The following is a 16,597-nucleotide window of genomic DNA, read 5'->3' on the forward strand; positions in this document are numbered from 1 at the left end:
AACACGTGATTACCTCATCAACCGTCGTCAACTCAGTGGTAGAAAAACTTCGGGCCGCTTTGGCCCGAGGTCAGTGGCGCTCCGGCGAAATGCTGCCGGGGCAACGTGAACTGGCCGAACAGCTGGGCATCAGCCGCCCGAGTCTGCGTGAGGCGGTCATCGTCCTGGAAACCCTTGGCCTGGTGCGTTCGATGCCGGGCAAAGGCGTGGTGGTACTTGAGGCCAGTCTCAGCGATAGCCAGCCCCACGACAGCGCGGTGGCCGCAGCGAGCCTGGAAGACGTGCTGCAACTGCGCTACACCCTCGAACCGTTCATCGTCGGCCTCGTGGCCCAGTCCATCAGCAGCAAGGAAGTCGGGCAACTGCGCCTGACTCTTATGGATATGCGCGAAGCCCTGGAGGCCAAGGACAGTGAAGCCGGCGTAAGCGCCTACATCGCATTCCACGAAGAGCTGTTCACGCTGACGTCGAACCCGATCTTCCAGAGCGTGGTCCAGCAAACCAGCAATGCCCTCAAGCAAAGCGCCGAAGTGTTGCGCAACTCCCCGGAGCATCTGGCTGAACGCCTTGAAGAAAACGAAGCCGTCGTGCGGGCGATCCGCAGCAAGAACAGCGCCCAGGCCAGCGCCGAGATGCGCCGGCACATTTTGCGCGAGGGCCAGCGCCTGGGCATCGAACTGAACATCCCGGAAGACAACTTCGGCAGTTGAAACCTCTTCGAACTGGAGATTGGCCATGAACAGCTTCGCCTCGCCACAAACGCTCGCCACCCTGCCCGTCCGCCCTTCGGTGGATGATCTGTATTCGCGGGTCCTGGATGCCATTTTCGAACAGCGCCTCCATTCGGCCAGTCGCTTTACCGAAGAAAGCCTGGCGCAGATGTTCGGTGCAAGGCGCAGCGACATGCGTGATGTGCTGACGCGACTGTCCCATCAGCAGGTCATCATCCTTCGCGTCAACCATCGTCCCCGCGTCGCCGAGCTTGATGTCGAGCAGACCCGACAGACACTGCATGCCCGGCGCCTGGCCGAGATCATGCTGGTGCGGCTGGCGTGCCAGCGACCCTGCGCGCAAGGCTTGAAGCACCTGCGGACACTGGTCGATAACGAGCGTCAATGCGCCGAGCGTGGCCGGGCGATTCGTTTATCGGGAGAGTTTCATCTGCAGTTGGCACAAATGGCGGGGAATGCACCGCTAGCGCATTTTCTTGAGAGCCTGGTACCACTGACTTCGTTGGCGATTGCGCAGTTTGATCTGCTGCAGAAGGATTATTGCGTGGAGCACATGGAGATTCTGGATGCGCTGGAGCGAGGAGATGCCGCGACGGCACAAGTCGCGCTCAACCGACATCTGGATTATCTGGAAGATTTGTTGCTGAGCCCTGCATCGGCACTGGGCCAAAATTGTGCCGCAGGTTAGATCGCTTTCGCGAGCAGGCTCGCTCCCACAGGGGACTGCACTTCAGCGAGCCTGCTCGCGATGGCGACTCAAGGCTCGCTGCAATTTCTGACTTTAATCCGCCGCCACCCGCGCAAACCCCTCGCGAATCTTTTCTTCCGGCAAGTCATCGGCAATGAACACGATCACGCTTTCACGCACATCGTCTTCCGCCCACTCGGTATCCCAGTCGAAACCATAAAGCTTCAGCACACCCTGAAACACCATGCGCCGCGGTTCGCCGACGATGCTCAACACGCCCTTGTAGCGCAGCAACTGCTTGCCATGCTCCTCCAGGAGTTCGTTCATGAACTCGCTGAGCTTGTCGATATCCAGCGGCTTTTCAGTGCGCAGCACCAGGCTGGAAATGCGGTCGATGGACGGAGCAGCCTGGCTGACCGGGCGCAAACTCACGCCACCACCGAGATCGGCATTGAGGTTGAAGCCGCGTACATCGAGCAACTCGGCCAGGTCGATCTTGCCGTGGTCGACCACGCGGATCGGCGCACGCCGGTTGATGCGGGTCAGGCGCTCGCTCAACGCGGTGAAGGTCGGTTCGTCCACCAGGTCGCGCTTGCTCACCAGCAAGCGGTCGGCGAATCCGATCTGCGCCTGGGCAATGGTCTGGGTCAGGTGCAGGTCGGCATGTGCCGCGTCGACCAGCGTGATGATGCCGTCGAGGATATAGCGCTCACGCAACTCTTCGTCGATGAAAAAGGTTTGTGCCACCGGTGCCGGATCGGCCAGGCCGGTGCATTCGATCACCAGGCGGTCGAAGGCGATATCGCCCTGGTCCAGACGCTCGAGCAACAGATAAAGCGCTTTGGTCAGGTCCGTGTGGATGGTGCAGCAGACGCAGCCGTTGGACAGTGTCATCACTTGTACCGGCTCATCGCCCAACAGCTGGGTATCGATACCGGCATCGCTGAATTCGTTCTCGATCACGGCAATTTTCAGACCGTGCTCGACCTTGAGCAGGTGACGCAACAGGGTGGTCTTGCCGGCGCCGAGGAAGCCGCTGAGGATTGTTACGGGAATGGGAGAGGACACGCTGGATCTCCTGTTGCACAAAATCAAAAAAGCACACAAAACAAACGTGGGAGCGGGCTTGCCCGCGAAGGTGGCGTGTCAGTCGACATGAATGTTGAATGACACACCGCTTTCGCGGGCAAGCCCGCTCCCACAGGGGGATTGCCTCAACCGGGCTGTCGGATCAACAGCACTTCGGCCCACCCTTGCCACCGTAACGGGCTTCCTGACGCTCCCGAAAGAACATCTCATAGCTCATCACCGGTTTGTCCGGGTGCTTGGTCTGCATATGCTCGACGTAGTTGTCGTAGTCGGGCATGCCGACCATCAGGCGCGCGGCCTGACCGAGGTATTTACCGAGGCGACTCAAGTCATTGAACATGCTGCAATCCTCTGATTACGCATCCGGCAGCGCCTGGAATGGCGACTCTTTATCCGTACGCTCTTTTTTACCCCAGGCGGCAATGCCGACCTTGAGCGCATAGAACAGGATGCTGAACACCACAAACAGGAACAGTGCGGTCAGCGTTGCGTTGGTGTAGGCGTTGAAGATCACGTGTTGCATCTGGGTGATGTCCTTGGCCGGGGCGAGGATCTGGCCGTTGGCCAGGGCATCGCTGTATTTCTTCGCCAGGGCCAGGAAGCCGATCGCCGGGTTGGCGTCGAACAGCTTGATGAAGCCCGCGGTGGTGGTGCAAATCAGCAACCACACGGCCGGCAACATGGTGACCCAGACATATCGCTGACGCTTCATCTTGATCAGCACCACGGTGCCGAGCATCAGCGCGATACCCGCCAGCATCTGGTTGGAGATACCGAACAGCGGCCACAGGGTGTTGATACCACCCAACGGATCGATCACGCCCTGGTACAGCAACCAGCCCCACATCGCCACACAACCGGCGGTGGCAATCAGGTTGGCGGTCCAGGATTCGGTACGTTTCAGCGCCGGAACGAAGGAGCCGAGCAAATCCTGGAGCATGAAACGCCCGGCACGGGTGCCAGCGTCGACCGCGGTCAGGATGAATAGCGCTTCGAACAGGATCGCGAAGTGGTACCAGAACGCCATGGTGTTCTCGCCCGGCAGAACACTGTGCAGGATCTGCGCGATACCGACCGCCAGGGTCGGCGCACCACCGGCACGGGCCAGGATGGTGGTTTCACCAATGTCGTGGGCTACGGCCTGCAGGGCTTCCGGAGTAATCGCAAAGCCCCAGTTGCTGACGGCTGTCGCAACGGCCACCACATCACCGCCGACTACAGCGGCCGGGCTGTTCATGGCGAAGTACACACCAGGCTCGATCACCGAAGCGGCAACCATGGCCATGATCGCCACGAACGATTCCATCAGCATGCCGCCGTAACCGATGTAGCGGGCGTTGGTTTCGTTATCCAGCAGCTTCGGCGTGGTCCCGGAGGAAATCAGCGCGTGGAAACCCGATACCGCGCCACAGGCGATGGTGATGAACAGGAACGGGAACAGACCGCCCTTCCATACCGGGCCGGTGCCGTCGACGAACTGGGTCAGGGCCGGCATTTTCAGCTCGGGCATGGTCACCAGGATGCCGATGGCCAGGGCGACGATGGTGCCGATTTTCAGGAAGGTCGACAGATAGTCACGGGGCGCCAGGATCAGCCACACCGGCAACACTGCTGCGACAAAACCGTAGCCAATCAGCATCCAGGTGATCTGGATACCGGTAAAGCTGAACGCCTTGGCCCACACCGGATCCGCGGCAATCTGCCCGCCGAGCCAGATCGAACCCAGCAGCAACAGCACGCCGATTACCGAGATCTCGCCAATGCGGCCCGGGCGGATGTAGCGCATGTAGATGCCCATGAACATCGCGATCGGGATGGTCGCCATCACCGTGAAAATCCCCCACGGGCTCTCGGCCAAGGCTTTGACCACGATCAGCGCCAGCACCGCGAGGATGATGATCATGATCAGGAAGCAGCCGAACAGCGCGATGGTGCCGGGGATGCGGCCCATTTCTTCACGGACCATGTCACCCAGGGAGCGACCGTTGCGGCGGGTGGACATGAACAGGACCATGAAGTCCTGAACGGCACCGGCCAGCACCACGCCGGCGATCAGCCACAGCGTGCCGGGCAGGTAGCCCATCTGCGCCGCCAATACCGGCCCGACCAGAGGACCCGCGCCGGCAATGGCCGCGAAGTGGTGACCAAAAAGAATGTGCTTGTTGGTTGGAACGTAGTCCAGACCGTCATTGTTGAGCACAGCGGGAGTGGCCCGGCGCGCATCGAGTTGCATGACATTGTTAGCGATGAACAGACTGTAGTAGCGGTAGGCGACCAGATAGATGGCCACGGCAGCGACCACAATCCACAAGGCGTTGATTGCCTCGCCTCGGCGCAATGCCACGACACCCAGGGCGCACGCACCTACGATTGCCAGCACCAGCCAAGGCAAATGGCGTAGCGGGCTATTATTATTTTTCATTTTATTATTCCAGCCAGAGTGGACAAGAAAGACAGCCTCACCGAGTTTAGCGCTCCTGACGACAAAGACCATACCCCGACCTTGGTCTGGACACCTGCACGCGCTGGCAGCCGTTGATCATGCGGGTCTATAGTCAGCGTACATATCCGAGGATCGCGCCATGAGCGAGCACCCTGCCGAACGTCGCCGCTTCAAACGTATTGCGTTCGATGCCCGAACCGAGCTGAGCCAGGGGGAGTCCACGTGGCCGGTGAAGTTGATCGACCTGTCGCTCAAGGGCTTGCTGATCGAACGACCCGATCCGTGGCGGGGCAATCCACAGCAGGATTTTCTGGTCGACATTCATCTGAGCGAAGAGGCCGACATCACCATGGATGTGCAACTGGCCCACGACGACCATGGCCAACTCGGCTTTGTCTGCCTGCACATCAGCCTGGAGTCCATTGAGCGCCTGCGGCGATTGATCGAGCTCAACCTCGCTGATCCGCAGGAGCTGGAGCGAGAGTTGGGTGCGCTGATCGAAATCTAGAAGCCGCCGGCTACCAATGTGGGAGCGAGCCTGCTCGCGAAGGGGTCGTCAGCTTCAACGGATATGTTGACTGATACACCGCTTTCGCGAGCAGGCTCGCTCCCACAGGGTTGTGTATTAACCAGAAACTATTCGAACAACGCATCAAGCGCCTGCTCCAGACGCGTGACAGCAATAATCTGCAACCCGGCCGGCGCCTCTTTCGGCGCATTGCCCTTGGGCACGATGGCGCGCTTGAAGCCGTGCTTGGCAGCTTCTTTCAAACGCTCCTGACCGCTTGGCACCGGACGCACCTCACCGGAAAGCCCGACCTCACCGAACACCAGCAGATCGTGGGGCAACGGCCGGTTGCGTAGACTGGACATCACCGCCGCCATCAACGCCAGGTCGGACGCCGTTTCCAGCACCTTGACCCCGCCGACCACGTTGAGAAACACGTCCTGATCGTGGGTCGGAATGCCTCCGTGACGGTGCAGCACCGCCAGCAACATCGCCAGCCGGTTTTGATCCAGCCCCAGGGTTACCCGACGGGGGTTGGCCAGGTGACTGTCGTCCACCAGCGCTTGTACCTCCACCAGCATCGGCCGCGTGCCTTCCCAGGTTGCCATCACCACGCTACCCGGAACTTCCTCCTGGGCACGGGTCAGAAAAATCGCCGAGGGGTTGGAGACTTCTTTCAAGCCCTTGTCGGTCATGCCGAACACACCCAGCTCATTGACTGCACCGAAACGGTTCTTCACCGCCCGCAGCAGACGCAGACGCCCGTCGGACTCACCTTCGAAATACAGCACGGTGTCGACCATGTGTTCCAGCACTCGAGGGCCAGCCAGCGCGCCTTCCTTGGTGACGTGGCCCACCAGGAAAATCGCCGTACCGCTCTGTTTGGCATAACGCACCAGCAACGCCGCGCTTTCACGCACCTGGGATACACCGCCCGGTGCCGATTGCAGCTGCTCGGTAAAGATCGTCTGGATCGAGTCGATCACCATCACCTTGGGCTTTTCCTGACGGGCCGTGGCGATGATGGCTTCGATGCAGGTTTCAGTCATGACCCGCAGTTGATCCTGAGGCAACCCCAGGCGCCGCGCACGCATGGCCACTTGCTGTTGAGATTCTTCACCGGTGACGTACAGCGCCGGCATGCTCTTGGCGAGGTTGCACAAGGTTTGCAACAGAATGGTCGACTTGCCGATGCCGGGGTCGCCACCGATCAGCACCACCGAGCCATCCACCAGACCGCCACCCAGAACCCGGTCGAGCTCGCTGGAAGCGGTGGAGAAGCGCGGAATCTCTTCGACACTGACTTCGGCCAGGGTCTTGATCTGCGCCTGCTGGCCGGCCCACCCGGTACGACCGCTGGGGGCGGCTGCCCCGCCGCTTTCCACCATGGTTTCGGTGAGCGTGTTCCAGGCCCCGCATTCACCGCACTGGCCGGCCCATTTGGGAAAGGTTGAGCCGCACTCGGTGCAGCCGTACATGCGCTTGGCCTTGGCCATCGGAACTCCCGGCAAAAAACGCGATGATAGCTCAGCTGAAGCGCGTGAGTGCGGCCGGATACTTCGCAACCCTTTTGATGATTTCAAATACCCCCATAAAAATCATGCTTATTGATATACACCCGACAAACAAAACCTTGTATAAGTTTTTCGCTCAACATGACCAGCATACTCTAAGGACATGCCTGACTGAACGTCCTGAAAACTTATACAAATTTTGTTCATTCATATACTTTATGCACAACTCCGAAACACTCACACAGAGCACAGCCATTAATTCAGGGAAACAGGCTACTTGTTAGACACCCAAGAATTAACGAAACAGTTCATATCACTACAACTACCCGATCAACTTTAATATCCTGATTCAGGGGTGGTCCCTCAACCCTGGTTCACTCACACAAACGAAGCCATATCGCTGAAAAAACATCGCATGCAAAACACCGCGCAAGGCCTGGCTGCCCACAGGCGGGATCCATCGGTGAATTTTTCAACACCACCCGCTGTCGATTGCTGGCAAGCACGGCAGGCAGTTGATTCGAGCAGAATGCGATTTGCTGATTTACACTGCGTTCATCAACCTCATCTGTAACAAGGAAATAACCTATGGGCGTGCTAAATGAGTTCAAGGCCTTCGCGGTCAAAGGCAACGTGGTCGACATGGCCGTCGGCATCATCATCGGTGCGGCCTTCGGCAAGATCGTTACCTCGTTTGTCGGTGACCTGGTCATGCCGCCAATCGGGATGCTGATCGGTGGCGTGGACTTCAGTGATCTGGTGGTAACCCTCAAGGCAGCGGACGGCGCGACTCCGGCGGTGGTGCTGGCTTATGGCAAATTCATCCAGACCATCATCGACTTTGTCATTGTCGCCTTCGCGATCTTCATGGGCGTCAAGGCCATCAACCGCCTGAAGCGCGAAGAAGCCGTGGCCCCCAGCCTGCCGCCGGTTCCAACCAAGGAAGAAGAGTTGCTGGGCGAGATCCGCGACTTGCTCAAGGCCCAGAACAACCAGCCTTGACGGCAGCAGAGAAAAAGACGGCGCCTTCGAGGCGCCGTTTTTCTTACCAGAAGTTTTCCACCGCCACCTGGCCGGGCCGCCGGCTGAGACTCAAGTGCATGTCCCGCTGTTTAAGCAGCTTGCGCGTGTCATCGATCATCTGCGGATTGCCGCACAGCATGACCCGTGAATGCTCAGGCGTCAGCGCAACACCCGCGGCGCGCTCCAGCTCGCCGTTTTCTATCAGCGTGGTGATCCGCCCGTTCAATGAACCGGAATGCTGTTCACGAGTGACCGTGGTGATGAACTGCAGTTTGTGTGCGTACTCCGCCAGATACTCAAGTTGCGCTAGCCCCGCGATCAGCTCCTGATAAGCCAGTTCCCGGGCTTCGCGAACGCTGTAGACCAGGATGATCCGCTCGAATCTCTCCCAGACTTCGAAATCCTGGAGTATCGACAGGAACGGCGCGATGCCCGTGCCTGTGGATAATAACCAGAGATCGCGGCCATCGACAAAACGGTCCAGTGTCAGGTAGCCGAAGGCCTGGCGGTCGACCAGTAATATATCGTCAACGCCCAGGCGGCTCAGTTCACTGGTGAACTCACCACCCGGTACGACAATGGAAAAGAACTCGAGGAATTCGTCAAAGGGCGAGGACACCATGGAGTAGGCGCGCCATACCGTACTGCCGTCAGCCTTGGTGACGCCCAACCGGGCGAACTGCCCCGCTCGAAAACGAAACCCTGCATCCCGTGTGGCGCACAGGGTAAACAGGTTCGGGGTCAGCGGATGAACCTCGAGCAAGGTCTGACGCGTAAATTTTTCTTCACTGACGGACATGGAAGGCTCCAATCAAAACGTATCCCAGTGTCCCGCAAAGAAAGCAGCGTAACCACCGACATTTTGTAGTGGCATTAAGTGTGCAAGTTATTGATTGCTCAATATGAGAGTTTCCAACAACTATAAAATGACATATGGCATTTGATAATTCGCATATTGCTTAAGAACCTGACGAGCACTTTTTAACAGTCAAAAGAGCAAAATTGTTGCAACACCGCGGTAGGAACTGCCCTACAATCGCGACGTGCAGGATTTTGGATCCACCAATGCACCCCCCAAGACACATCAAGGGAGATCCGGTATGGAGATCTGGAAAGAGTCTCAGCTTAAACAATTGTCACACACGCAAGAAATCAATACCGCCTATCAAATATCGCTCAACTTCGCTAGAAACCTTGGATATAAATTTTGTGGCTTTTCAATTACTTCTAACTCAGTCGGGGTGGACGCCAGTACAGTGAACCTGAACAATTTTCCCCATGAGTGGAATGTTCAATATGAAAAAAACAACGCCACGCAAATAGATCCGGTAGTAGCGCACTGCAATCATTCGATGTTGCCTGTTCTCTGGAGTAAAGAGCTTTTTTCCAGGACGCCATGGCTATGGCAGCTGCTGCAGCAACAAGGTTTGCAGCATGGCTGGTCCCACGCGATCCACGATGAGGAAAGCGGTCTGTGCAGCATTCTCAGCCTGGCTAGAAGCCACTGCCCGATTTCAGCCTATGAGCTGTACGAAAACCTGGGATTCTCAGTGTTCATCAGTCGCCATTTGCAGGCTCTGGCACTCGGGATGCAACCGAAAAAACCGGCTCGCGCTCAAGCTCCTCCTTTGTCACGGCGGGAACTCGAAGTATTGAAACTGTCGGCCGATGGCAAGACGGCTTATGAAATTGCCAGGATCCTCAATTTGAGTGAACGCACGGTCAACTTTCATGTGCACAGGGCTATCGAGAAGCTCGGCGTCAACAACAAGATTGCGGCAGTCATCGCCGCCACCCGCTCCGGAGCCATCTGAAAGCACACGATGCCGGGAAAACCTGCGGGTAATCCAATCGAAAAAAACGTACCATTTGCGGTCCCTCCTGAGTGATGGCGTGTAGACCTTCACGACGCAGTACACTCGGATGACTCCGCCCGCTCCACCGCCTTCGGGCAGCGGGACACCCGTTGATTACCCAGAGCCCCGCCTCATGCCTTTGCTCGAAACACCCTTCGCCAGCCTCGACCTGATCCGCCAGCCCGAACAGCAGAACGAACCGCTGCAAGCTTTCGATGCGGCCGATGAATACCTGCTCAATTATCTGGCCGAACAGCAACCCACGGCCGACACGCGGGTACTGGTACTCAACGACAGTTTCGGCGCGTTGGCGGCCAGCCTGGCGGGTAAGGTGCAGGTGGTCAGCAGCGGTGATTCGTTCCTGGCCTTCCAGGGCCTGGAAAAGAACCTGGTGCGCAACGACCTGGCGTTTGATGCGGTGCCGAGCGTACCCGCCAGCGAAACCTTTGCCGGGCCGTTCGACTGCGTGCTGATCCGTGTACCGAAAACCCTGGCCCTGCTGGAAGAACAACTGATCCGCCTGCAAGGCCAACTGGCACCCGGCGCCCAAGTGGTCGCCACGGCCATGATCAAGCATCTGCCCCGGGCGGCGGGCGACTTGCTGGAGCGTTACATCGGCCCCGTGCAAGCCTCATTGGCGGTGAAGAAGGCGCGGCTATTGATTGCTACGGCGCAAGATAAAACTCCAGCTGTATCGCCTTACCCAACGCGATACAGACTCGACGAACCGGCTATCGAACTGCTCAACCACGCCAATGTGTTTTGCCGCGAAGGCCTGGACATCGGTACCCGGGCGTTTTTGCCACACCTGCCGAAAAATCTCGGCGCAGCACGGGTCGCCGATCTCGGTTGCGGCAACGGCGTCCTGGCCATCGCCAGCGCCCTGCAAAACCCCGAGGCTCACTACACGCTGGTGGACGAATCGTTCATGGCCGTGCAATCGGCGTCCGAGAACTGGCGCGCAGCCTTGGGTGAACGGGAAGTGATCGTGCGCGCTGGTGATGGCCTGGCCGGCCAGGAACCGCAATCGCTCGACGTCGTGCTGTGCAATCCACCGTTTCACCAGCAACAGGTGGTGGGCGACTTCCTGGCCTGGCGGATGTTCCAGCAGGCCCGCGAAGCGCTGGTCGTGGGCGGCGCGCTGTACATCGTCGGCAATCGTCACCTGGGCTACCACAGCAAGCTGGCGCGGTTGTTCCGTGGCGTCGAGCAAGTGGCAGCCAATCCGAAATTCGTCATCCTCAAGGCGCGCAAGTAACAGGCAAAAAAACCCTCCGGTCGGAGGGTCGTAAATCCGTGCCCTGAGGCCACGGGAGAGATGTCAGTGCGTGGTCAGGCCGGCCGCGCTCATGAACAGGCGCATCAGGCTGGCGACGATGAACAAGGCGCCCACGCTGCCGCCCCAGATCAGGGCCAACCAGCCGAGCCGCTGCCACAGCGGCTTTTTTTCGGCTTCTTCAATGTCGTGCAGGGTGTGTTTGCCAGGCATGAATAAATTCTCCAAGAAAGCAGCAGGCTAGTGATAGCCGTCTTCATGGGTGACCTTGCCGCGGAACACGTAGTAACTCCAGAAGGTGTAGCCCAGGATGAACGGGATGATGAACAGCGTGCCCACCAGCATGAAGCCCTGGCTTTGCGGCGGCGCGGCGGCGTCCCAGATCGAGATCGACGGCGGGATGATGTTCGGCCACAGGCTGATCCCCAATCCGCTGTAACCGAGGAAGATCAGCACCAGGGTCAGCAAGAACGGCGTGTAATGCGCGTTGCGGGCCACGGCACGGATCAGGCCGTACATCGTCACCAGCACCAGGATCGGCACCGGCATGAACCAGAACAGATTCGGCATGGTGAACCAGCGAGCGGCGATATCCGTGTGGGCCAACGGGGTCCAGATGCTGACGATGCCAATCACCGCCAGCAGCACAAAGGCCAATGGCCGTGCCAGGTCATGCATCTGTTCCTGCAATTTGCCTTCGGTCTTCATGATCAGCCAGGTGCAACCGAGCAGCGCATAGGCCACCACCAACGCCGCACCACAAAACATCGTGAACGGTGTCAGCCAGTCCAGTGAACCACCGGCGAACTGCCGGTTGACCACCGGCAGCCCATCGATGAACGCGCCGAGCGCGACGCCCTGGAAGAACGTCGCAGTGACCGAGCCACCGATGAACGCCTTGTCCCACAGATGGCGCTTGTCGTCCCTGGCCTTGAAGCGGAACTCGAAGGCCACGCCGCGGAAGATCAACCCGATCAACATCAGGATCAGCGGCAGGTACAACGCCGAGAGCACCACCGAATAGGCCAGCGGAAACGCGCCGAACAACGCCGCGCCCCCCAACACCAGCCAGGTCTCGTTGCCGTCCCAGACCGGGGCGACGGTGTTCATCATCACATCGCGATCGGTCTTGCCCGGAATGAACGGGAAGAGAATGCCGATGCCCAGGTCGAAACCGTCCATGACCACGTACATCATGATGCCGAAGATGATGATCACGGCCCAGATCAGCGGAAGATCAATACCCATGATTCAAATCTCCTTGGTCAGGCTGTGGCCGGCATCGGCGTGATCGTCGTCGGCGGCGGAAAACGGCCGGGCCGGTGTGCGTTTCTGGCCGGGGCCACCGTCGTTGGTTTCCTTGCCTTCGTCGGTCTTCGGACCCTTGCGCACCAGGCGCATCATGTAGCCAAGACCAGCGCCAAACAGCGCGAAATAAACCACGACAAACAGGATCAGGGTGATGCTCATCTGCATGAAGCTGTGATTGGACGACGCATCCGCCGTGCGCATCAGGCCGTAGACCACCCACGGCTGACGGCCGATTTCCGTGGTGAACCAGCCGGCGAGGATCGCGATCAGGCCTGACGGCCCCATCCACAACGCCAGGTACAGGAACGGCCGCGAGGTGTAGAGGGTGTCACGCTTGCGCAGCCACAAGCTCCACAATCCAGTGAAGATCATCAGGAAGCCCAGGCCCACCATGATCCGGAACGACCAGAACACAATGGTCGAATTCGGCCGGTCTTCAGGCGGGAATTCCTTGAGCGCCGGCACCTGTTTGTCCAGCGAGTGCGTGAGGATCAGGCTGCCCAGGTACGGAATTTCGACGGCGAATTTGGTTTTCTCTTCTTTCATGTCCGGCCAGCCGAACAAGATCAGCGGGGTCGCCTCGTCGCCCTTGTTTTCCCAGTGGCCCTCGATCGCGGCGATTTTCGCCGGCTGATGCTTGAGCGTATTGAGACCGTGGAAATCACCGATGACGGCCTGGATCGGCGCAACGATCAATGCCATCCACATGGCCATCGAGAGCATTTTTCGGATCGCCGGGTTGTCCTTGCCGCGCAGCAAATGCCAGGCCGCAGAAGAGCCGACGAAGAAGGCCGTGGCGACGAAGGCTGCCGTGGCCATGTGCATCAGGCGATACGGGAACGAAGGGTTGAAGATGACCGCCAGCCAGTCGGTGGGTATGACCTGACCGTTGACGATCTCGAAGCCCTGCGGGGTCTGCATCCAGCTATTGGACGCGAGAATCCAGAACGTGGAGATCAATGTACCGATGGCCACCATCACGGTGGCGAAGAAGTGCAGGCCACGCCCGACCTTGTTCCAGCCAAACAGCATGACGCCCAGGAACCCGGCTTCGAGGAAGAATGCCGTGAGCACTTCATAGGTCAGCAACGGCCCGGTCACGGAACCGGCGAAGTCCGAGAAGCGGCTCCAGTTGGTGCCGAACTGATAGGCCATTACCAGGCCGGAAACCACTCCCATGCCGAAGTTGACGGCAAAGATCTTCGACCAGAAATGGTAGAGGTCACGGTAGGTGTCGTTATGGGTTTTCAGCCACAGGCCTTCGAGTACCGCCAGGTAACTCGCCAGGCCGATGGTGATGGCCGGAAACAGGATGTGGAACGAGATGGTGAACGCGAACTGAATTCGGGCGAGATCAAGTGCCTCTAAACCGAACATAAGTCTTCCTCTGTCAGGTAGTACGGCTGCGGGCTGGAAGCCTGCACCCACGGCCCCCACGGGTATGGAGTGTGGCGAATCTCTGTTTGTTCTTTTTTTGCACGCATCACAACGCAGGGAGTCTGGCCTTGCGGCCGCCGGATCAATTCCTTTTGTGGGTTTTGACCTGGATCAATCAACGTTGAAAGAGTAGTCCCAATTTCGGGGATGAACCGCGTGGTCTTTTGCCGCGTGACAAGTTGCCTCACGGCTTTTGTCATCGCCGGCAACACATTCCCTGTGGGAACCTGGAGAAAATCGATGTCTGGCTAACTAAATTTTTTGTCACGGCAACTTTCTGTTACAGGTTGGTGATAATCTCGCCGTTCCCCTCTCCCCAGATTTCCCCGCAGATGCCCAGCCAAGAGCCCTTGCTGTTACGTCACCATCGCCCTTTTCTCGCGTTCTGGCTGGCCCGGGTATTTACCGCCAGCGGCTTCCAGATGCTCACCGTGGCCATCGGCTGGAACCTGTACCAACTGACCGGCAACGTGCTCGACCTGGGTCTGGTCGGCCTGGTCGAGTTCGCCCCGCGCGTGCTGTTCATGCTGCACACCGGGCACGTCGCCGACCGCTATGACCGGCGCAAGGTCGCGGCGATCTGCCAGTCTTTGCAGGCATTGATCGCCCTGTCGTTGGCCATCGGCAGCGCGACCGATCATGTCACCCGGGAAATGATCTTTATCCTGGCCTTCCTGCTCGGTGCCGCTCGTTCCTTCGAAATGCCGACCACCCAGGCCCTGCTGCCCAGTATCGTGCCCAGCGGGCTGTTTCCCCGTGCGGTGGCCGCCGCGCAATCGGCTCAGCAATCAGCCACCATCGTCGCCCCGGCCCTCGGCGGTTTGCTCTACGCCTTCGGCAGCGTCTGGGTGTATGGCCCGACGGTGCTGCTGTATGTCATCGCCTGTTCGCTGATGCTCAACCTGCCGGCCCGGCAAAACCCGCTGAACAAGGGCAAGGCCACTCTGGATTCGCTGCTGGCGGGCATTCGCTTCATCCGCAGTCGTCCGGACATTCTAGGGGCGATCTCCCTTGATCTGTTTGCGGTGCTATTGGGTGGCGCCACGGCGTTGCTGCCGGTGTTCGCCAAGGACATTCTGCTGACCGGCCCGTGGGGGCTTGGCCTGCTGCGCTCGGCACCGGCGGTGGGCGCGCTGCTGATGTCGCTGTTCCTGGCGCGGTTTGCCGTGGAGCGCAACGTCGGGCGAGTGATGTTCACCGCCGTGGGTATCTTCGGCGTGGCAACCATCGCCTTCGGTCTGTCGACCTCGTTCTGGTTTTCCCTGGCGGTGCTGGTGGTGTTGGGCGCGGCGGACATGATCAGCATGGTGATCCGCGCCTCGTTCGTGCAACTGGAAACCCCCGACGAAATGCGCGGCCGGGTCAGCGCCGTGAACGGTCTGTTCATCGGTGCCTCGAACCAGTTGGGCGAATTCGAATCGGGTCTGACTGCCCACTGGTTCGGCACCGTGCCGGCCGTGGTCATGGGCGGGATCGGCACACTGGTAGTGACCGGGGGGTGGGTCAAACTGTTCCCGACCCTGGCCAGCCGCGATCGCATGCACGTGGCTAAAGATGAAGAGAGGGAAGAAGTGAAAGTCTGACACCCTCTAAACGAGCAACTCCCCCGCCACCGCCGCACGTGTGGCTTTTCCGCAGAGTTGTTCCACCAGCGCCAGGGCAAATGCCAATGCGCCAGCCGAGCCCTGGGCGGTGATGCAGTTGCCATCGACCACTACCGGTTGATCGACGAAGTTACAGCCCAACAGTTGATGGCTGGCCGATGGCAGACAGGTCATGCGCCGTTGACGCAAAACGCCAAAGGCTTGCAGCGCCACGGCGGGCGCTTCAGCAATGCCGGCGAACAGGCGACCGGCTGCCGCCTGATCCTTGATCAATTGTTGCAGGGGTTGGTGTGCTGCCAGGTGCTGTGAACCCACTGCACCACCCGGCAAGGCTATCAGGTCGAAGGGCTGCGCCAGCAAGTCCACCAGCATCGCATCGGACGTCAGTCGAGTGCCGCGGGCGCAGGTGAGCATGCGTCGCCCTTCGATACTGGCCACCACCACTTCCACTTTGGCGCGGCGCAGTACGTCGATCAGGGTCACGGTTTGCAGGTCATCGGTGCCCTCGGCGAGGGCAATCAAGGCTCGAAAGGTCATCAGGTACTGTCCACGGAATGATCTTCTAAGCGTAGTCAGCTTTCCCGCCCCTTGTTCGAGACCTGTGGTTACTTGATGTAAAGCTGCGTCGACATCGTATTGCCGGGCGCGTTGATCGAGGTATTGCTGAAGGTCAGCGTGCCTTCCTGCTTGCCAGCCAGATCGAGGGCGTACAAATAGCCGACGGTTTTTTCCCCGGGGGTGCAACTGGTCAGGTTGCCGTTCTTGAACGCGCAGACCGGTGTGCGGGTGCCATTTACTTCGAAACCGTCCAGGGCGACATGGGCCTCGCGTCCATAACCCACTTCCAGCACGTACACCGTGATGTTCGGGCCATTGTGATCGCAGCGAGTCCGGGTTTGCCCTTCGTCGATGTTTTCAACGCCACAGGACGGCGACGCGACTTTGAGTACTTTCAATTGCGTCAGCGGCGGGGCCGAGGCCGCCACGGCCATTTGAGCCCCGAGAAACAGCGCCATCCATACTCCGAAGGCGGCAACCAGACGCTTTTTCATGCAGGACCCATCCACCCCAAAAAATCAGCGCGCAGTATGGCGCACTTGGCTTTGTCGCAAAACAT

The 16,597-nt window shown here is 59.2% G+C and carries 17 protein-coding genes; 7 read left to right on the forward strand and 10 right to left on the reverse strand.

Annotated elements, in window-relative coordinates:
- Nucleotides 1-5: 5 nt before the first annotated feature.
- Both AC3IX1_RS24760 and AC3IX1_RS24765 read left to right on the forward strand, forming a co-directional pair.
- Nucleotides 6-710 (forward strand): FadR/GntR family transcriptional regulator, encoded by a 705-nt coding sequence (locus tag AC3IX1_RS24760; protein WP_489386155.1) that lies wholly within the window; start codon nucleotides 6-8, stop codon nucleotides 708-710.
- A gap of 25 nt (nucleotides 711-735) precedes the next feature.
- Nucleotides 736-1,419 carry a GntR family transcriptional regulator gene (locus AC3IX1_RS24765; protein WP_489386156.1) on the forward strand — a complete coding sequence of 228 codons (684 nt, stop codon included), beginning with the start codon at nucleotides 736-738 and terminating at the stop codon, nucleotides 1,417-1,419.
- Between the two features lie 93 nt (nucleotides 1,420-1,512).
- On the opposite strand, the gene yjiA is transcribed toward AC3IX1_RS24765, so the two are convergent.
- The 3 genes from yjiA to AC3IX1_RS24780 all read right to left on the reverse strand — a co-directional run bounded on the left by yjiA (nucleotide 1,513) and on the right by AC3IX1_RS24780 (nucleotide 4,930).
- The gene (gene yjiA / locus AC3IX1_RS24770) at nucleotides 1,513-2,487 is read right to left on the reverse strand and encodes a GTPase (protein WP_489386157.1); all 975 of its coding nucleotides are present in this window, start codon (nucleotides 2,485-2,487) and stop codon (nucleotides 1,513-1,515) included.
- 163 nt (nucleotides 2,488-2,650) lie between these two features.
- A complete protein-coding gene (locus AC3IX1_RS24775; protein ID WP_007895266.1) occupies nucleotides 2,651-2,848 on the reverse strand; it encodes a YbdD/YjiX family protein in 198 nt (65 codons plus the stop codon).
- A gap of 15 nt (nucleotides 2,849-2,863) precedes the next feature.
- Entirely contained in the window at nucleotides 2,864-4,930 is a 2,067-nt protein-coding gene (locus AC3IX1_RS24780; protein WP_090451508.1) for a carbon starvation CstA family protein, read from the reverse strand.
- A gap of 160 nt (nucleotides 4,931-5,090) precedes the next feature.
- On the opposite strand from AC3IX1_RS24780, the gene AC3IX1_RS24785 reads away from it, so the two are divergent.
- Nucleotides 5,091-5,459 (forward strand): PilZ domain-containing protein, encoded by a 369-nt coding sequence (locus tag AC3IX1_RS24785; RefSeq protein WP_489386158.1) that lies wholly within the window; start codon nucleotides 5,091-5,093, stop codon nucleotides 5,457-5,459.
- 128 nt (nucleotides 5,460-5,587) lie between these two features.
- Here AC3IX1_RS24785 and radA read toward each other — a convergent pair whose 3' ends face one another.
- Nucleotides 5,588-6,955: a DNA repair protein RadA gene (radA, locus tag AC3IX1_RS24790; protein WP_008004292.1), complete on the reverse strand. Its 1,368-nt coding sequence runs from the start codon at nucleotides 6,953-6,955 to the stop codon at nucleotides 5,588-5,590.
- Nucleotides 6,956-7,561: 606 nt separating this feature from the next.
- On the opposite strand from radA, the gene mscL reads away from it, so the two are divergent.
- Complete coding sequence (gene mscL / locus AC3IX1_RS24795; protein WP_489386159.1) at nucleotides 7,562-7,975, forward strand: large-conductance mechanosensitive channel protein MscL; 414 nt, start codon at nucleotides 7,562-7,564, stop codon at nucleotides 7,973-7,975.
- A 43-nt stretch (nucleotides 7,976-8,018) separates the two neighbouring features.
- Here mscL and AC3IX1_RS24800 read toward each other — a convergent pair whose 3' ends face one another.
- Nucleotides 8,019-8,795, reverse strand: a complete 777-nt coding sequence (locus AC3IX1_RS24800; RefSeq protein WP_489386160.1) for a ferredoxin--NADP reductase — start codon at nucleotides 8,793-8,795, stop codon at nucleotides 8,019-8,021.
- Between the two features lie 301 nt (nucleotides 8,796-9,096).
- Here AC3IX1_RS24800 and AC3IX1_RS24805 point away from each other — a divergent pair, with 301 nt between their 5' ends.
- Nucleotides 9,097-9,810, forward strand: a complete 714-nt coding sequence (locus tag AC3IX1_RS24805; protein WP_489386161.1) for a helix-turn-helix transcriptional regulator — start codon at nucleotides 9,097-9,099, stop codon at nucleotides 9,808-9,810.
- A 175-nt stretch (nucleotides 9,811-9,985) separates the two neighbouring features.
- The gene (locus tag AC3IX1_RS24810; RefSeq protein ID WP_489386162.1) at nucleotides 9,986-11,110 is read left to right on the forward strand and encodes a methyltransferase; all 1,125 of its coding nucleotides are present in this window, start codon (nucleotides 9,986-9,988) and stop codon (nucleotides 11,108-11,110) included.
- A gap of 63 nt (nucleotides 11,111-11,173) precedes the next feature.
- Here AC3IX1_RS24810 and AC3IX1_RS24815 read toward each other — a convergent pair whose 3' ends face one another.
- From AC3IX1_RS24815 to AC3IX1_RS24825, 3 genes are read right to left on the reverse strand one after another with little or no spacing between them, the layout of a single operon-like run.
- Entirely contained in the window at nucleotides 11,174-11,341 is a 168-nt protein-coding gene (locus AC3IX1_RS24815) for a DUF2474 domain-containing protein (RefSeq protein ID WP_489386163.1), read from the reverse strand.
- Nucleotides 11,342-11,368: 27 nt separating this feature from the next.
- On the reverse strand, nucleotides 11,369-12,376 hold the full coding sequence (gene cydB, locus AC3IX1_RS24820; RefSeq protein WP_056728750.1) for a cytochrome d ubiquinol oxidase subunit II: 1,008 nt from the start codon (nucleotides 12,374-12,376) through the stop codon (nucleotides 11,369-11,371).
- 3 nt (nucleotides 12,377-12,379) lie between these two features.
- Nucleotides 12,380-13,816 carry a cytochrome ubiquinol oxidase subunit I gene (locus AC3IX1_RS24825; RefSeq protein WP_489386164.1) on the reverse strand — a complete coding sequence of 479 codons (1,437 nt, stop codon included), beginning with the start codon at nucleotides 13,814-13,816 and terminating at the stop codon, nucleotides 12,380-12,382.
- A gap of 392 nt (nucleotides 13,817-14,208) precedes the next feature.
- Between AC3IX1_RS24825 and AC3IX1_RS24830 the strand changes: the two genes are divergently transcribed.
- A complete protein-coding gene (locus tag AC3IX1_RS24830; protein WP_489386165.1) occupies nucleotides 14,209-15,459 on the forward strand; it encodes an MFS transporter in 1,251 nt (416 codons plus the stop codon).
- 6 nt (nucleotides 15,460-15,465) lie between these two features.
- Here the strand turns inward: AC3IX1_RS24830 and AC3IX1_RS24835 are convergent, their stop codons facing one another.
- Nucleotides 15,466-16,017, reverse strand: a complete 552-nt coding sequence (locus AC3IX1_RS24835; protein ID WP_008050775.1) for a DJ-1 family glyoxalase III — start codon at nucleotides 16,015-16,017, stop codon at nucleotides 15,466-15,468.
- Between the two features lie 68 nt (nucleotides 16,018-16,085).
- On the reverse strand, nucleotides 16,086-16,532 hold the full coding sequence (locus tag AC3IX1_RS24840) for a DUF4879 domain-containing protein (protein ID WP_489386166.1): 447 nt from the start codon (nucleotides 16,530-16,532) through the stop codon (nucleotides 16,086-16,088).
- Between the last annotated feature and the right edge of the window lie 65 nt (nucleotides 16,533-16,597).

The organism is Pseudomonas sp. KH_046_2, from assembly GCF_057838985.1.